Below are 3,384 nucleotides of genomic sequence, written 5' to 3'. Positions count from 1 at the left end.
GTGCTGATCCTGACCGTCATCGTGCACGTCTACGCGGCCATCTGGGTCAGGGGCTCGCTGCGCGCCATGACGCGCGGCACGGTGACCGAGGGCTGGGCGCGCCAGAATCACGCGCTATGGCATCGCGAAATGACCAATGACCGTCGGTAGCTCCCAGAAGATCCTCAGCCCGGAAGAGATCGCCGTTCGCGCCGGCGAGCAACTGAGCTTTCTGCACCTGCCCGAGCCCGGCGTGTTTGCCGATCGCGCGTTGCGCCTGCGCGCGCTGGCCGACGGGCATGCCATGGGCGACTTCCTGCGCTTCGTCGCCGAGCTGGCCGACGCCCAGCACCGCGCCTTGTCGGCCAACGTCGCCGTGCCGCTGCCCACACCGGACGACATCGACGCCGCCGCCCGTGCCGGCGCGCCGCTGCTGCCGGCCGAAACCTGGCCGCGCGAGCCCATCTGGCGCGACTCGCTGCGCGCGCTGCTCTCCGACCTGGCCCGCCGGCTGCCTGAGGGCGCCGCCAAGGCTGCCGCGCTGCAGCTCGCCGCCGCCAGCGACGAGCAACTGGAGACCCAGGCCGGCCGCCTGCTGTCCGGCGTCATGCTGGGGCTGGACCTGGCCAGCGCACCGCTGATCGCCGCTGGCCTGCAGCTGCATTTCACGCGCCTCGTGCGGCAGACCTATGCCGCGCATGTCGACGCGCCCGTGCCGCCCTTCGGCCGCACCGACGACCCCACGCTGTGCCCCTGCTGTGGCTCCCGCCCGGTCGCCTCGCTGGAACGCCTCGGCGCCGAGGGCGCGCGCTATCTCGCCTGCGGCCTGTGCGCCACGCAATGGCATTACGTGCGCATCAAGTGCACGCACTGCCAGAGCACCAAGGGCATCTCGCTGCAAAGCCTGGTCGCGGCCGATGGCGCCTCGACCACCACCGGCGCCGTCGTGCAAGCCGAGTGCTGCAGCGAGTGCGGCCACTACCTGAAGCTGATGCACCCGGCGCGCGACAACGGCGTCGAGCCCGTCGCCGACGACCTCGCCAGCCTGACGCTGGACCTGCTGGTGGGCGAGGCCGGCTTGCATCCGCATGGCGTCAACCTGTTGCTGCTGCTCGGCGAGCCGGACGAGGCACCGCCGCCAGGACGAGAGCACTGATGGCTGCGCCCGACGAATCCGTGGTCCACGGTTCCAAGGCAAGTCCAAAAGACCTCCCGGCCCTGGACAGATTGCTGCGCGAAGCCGCGCCGCTGGTGGCCGAGCATGGCCACACGCTGGTGGCCAAGGAGGCGAGGGCGCTGCTGGACGCGCTGCGCACCCAGGCCCTGGCCGGCGCGCTGACCCGTTCGGACCTGGACGGCCTGCCCGCCGCGCTCGCCGCCCGCGTGCAGGCCCGCATGCGGCCCGCCATGCGCGCCGTGCTCAACCTGACCGGCACCGTCATCCATACCAACCTCGGCCGCTCCCTGCTGGCCGACGCTGCGCTGCAGCAGGTGCTGGCGCTGATGGGTTCGCCCAACAACCTCGAGTTCGACCTTGCCGCGGGTGGCCGCGGCGACCGCGACGAACTGATCGAAGCCCTGCTGTGCGAGCTGACCGGCGCGGAGGCCGCCACCGTCGTCAACAACAACGCCGCCGCCGTGCTGCTGGGGATCGCGGCGCTGGCCGGTGGCAAGGAAGCCATCGTGTCGCGCGGCGAGCTGGTCGAGATCGGCGGGCATTTCCGCCTGCCCGACGTGATGGCCGCGGCCGGCGCGACGCTGGTGGAGGTGGGCACCACCAATCGCACCCACCCGCGCGACTACGAGCAGGCCATCACGCCGCGCACCGGTCTCATCGTCAAGGTGCACACCAGCAACTACCAGGTGCAGGGCTTCACGGCGGCGGTGGACGAGGCGACGCTGGCGCCCATCGCGCATGCCGCCGGCCTGCCCCTGATGACCGACCTCGGCAGCGGCGCGCTGGTGGACCTGGCCGCCTACGGCCTGCCCGCCGAGCCGCTGCCCCAGGCCATGCTCGCGGCCGGCTGCGACGTCGTCACCTTCAGCGGTGACAAGCTGCTGGGCGGCCCGCAGGCCGGCCTCATCGTCGGCAGCAAGGCCGCGGTGGGCCGAATCCGCAAGTACCCGATGAAGCGCGCGCTGCGCCTGTCCAAGCTGCCCCTCGCGGCGCTGGAGGYCACGCTGCGGCTCTATCTGCGGCCCGAAAGGCTGGCGCGGGACCTGCCGACACTGCGCCTGTTGACGAGGCCTCAGGACCAGATCGCCGCGCTGGCCCAACGCCTGCTGCCCGAGATCGCCGCCGCTGTCGCGCCGCGCTTCACCGTCGAGGCGTTGGCGCTGCAAAGCCAGATCGGCTCTGGCTCACTCCCTGTCGAGCGGCTGCCGTCTGCCGGCCTGGCAATCAGCGCGGTCGACGGCCGCGGCCGCACGCTTGAAGCGCTGGCCACCGCGCTGCGCGAGCTGCCACGACCCGTCATCGGCCGCGTGCAGGACAACCGGCTGCTGCTGGACCTGCGCTGCCTCGAAGAGCCCGCGCTGCTGACCTCTCAGCTCGCCTTGTTGAAGGAGGCCCTGGCGTGATCGTGGGAACCGCCGGCCACATCGACCACGGCAAGACCACGCTCGTGCGTGCGCTGACGGGTGTGGACACCGACCGCCTGCCCGAAGAGAAGGCGCGTGGCATCAGCATCGAGCTGGGCTATGCCTATCTCGATGTCCCTGATCACGATGAACGGATCGGCTTCATCGACGTCCCCGGCCACGAGAAGCTGGTGCACACCATGCTGGCCGGTGCCAGCGGCATCGACTTCGCATTGCTGCTGGTTGCGGCCGACGACGGCGTCATGCCGCAGACGCGCGAACACCTGGCGGTGCTCAGCCTGCTGGGGCTCACACGCGGCGCCGTTGTCATCACCAAGGCCGATCGCGCCGAGCCCGCGCGCGTCGTCGCACTGCAAGAAGAGGTGAGGGCGCTCCTCGTCGGAACGAGCCTGGATGCCGCGCCCATCCTGGTCGTGTCGGCGCCCACCAGCGATGGCCTAGGTGAACTGCGCGACCTGCTGTTCGACGCCGCCCGCCAGCTGCCGGCCCGCGCCTCCCAGCACCTCGCCGCCCGCCTCGCAGTCGACCGCGCCTTCAGCCTCGACGGCGTCGGTACCGTCGTCACCGGCACGCTGCATGCCGGCGAGATCGCCGTCGGCGATGAGCTCGTCATTCAAGGTCGCCGCGCCCGCGTGCGCAGCCTGCATGCGCAGAACCGAGCTGTCGAGCGAGCCCAGGCCGGCCAGCGCTGCGCCGTCGCGCTTGCCGKCCTGACCAGGGAGCAGGCGCCGCGCGGCCAGTGGCTGACCGCGCCGGCCGTGGCGCTAGCGACCGAACGGCTCGATGCGCGGCTCACGCTATGGC

General features: G+C 71.7%; 3 protein-coding genes and 1 pseudogene. All 4 read left to right on the top strand.

Going from position 1 to position 3,384, the window contains the following annotated elements; all coding sequences use genetic code 11:
- A pseudogene (locus AC1DU6_RS24395) lies at positions 1 to 150 on the top strand (formate dehydrogenase cytochrome b556 subunit); the annotation flags it as partial.
- Positions 137 to 1,135: a formate dehydrogenase accessory protein FdhE gene (gene fdhE, locus AC1DU6_RS24390; RefSeq protein ID WP_477860227.1), complete on the top strand. Its 999-nt coding sequence runs from the start codon at positions 137 to 139 to the stop codon at positions 1,133 to 1,135. The pseudogene AC1DU6_RS24395 and the gene fdhE, both read left to right, overlap by 14 nt.
- On the top strand, positions 1,135 to 2,559 hold the full coding sequence (gene selA / locus AC1DU6_RS24385; protein ID WP_477860226.1) for an L-seryl-tRNA(Sec) selenium transferase: 1,425 nt from the start codon (positions 1,135 to 1,137) through the stop codon (positions 2,557 to 2,559). The genes fdhE and selA overlap by 1 nt, the downstream gene beginning before the upstream one ends.
- On the top strand, positions 2,556 to 3,384 hold an 829-nt coding region (selB, locus tag AC1DU6_RS24380; protein ID WP_477860225.1), incomplete at its 3' end, for a selenocysteine-specific translation elongation factor. The genes selA and selB, both read left to right, overlap by 4 nt.

The sequence above is a fragment of the Roseateles sp. P5_B10 genome (genome assembly GCF_056400485.1).
Note: the sequence above shows the minus strand (reverse complement) of the source record. Positions and strands in the feature narration are given on the sequence as shown.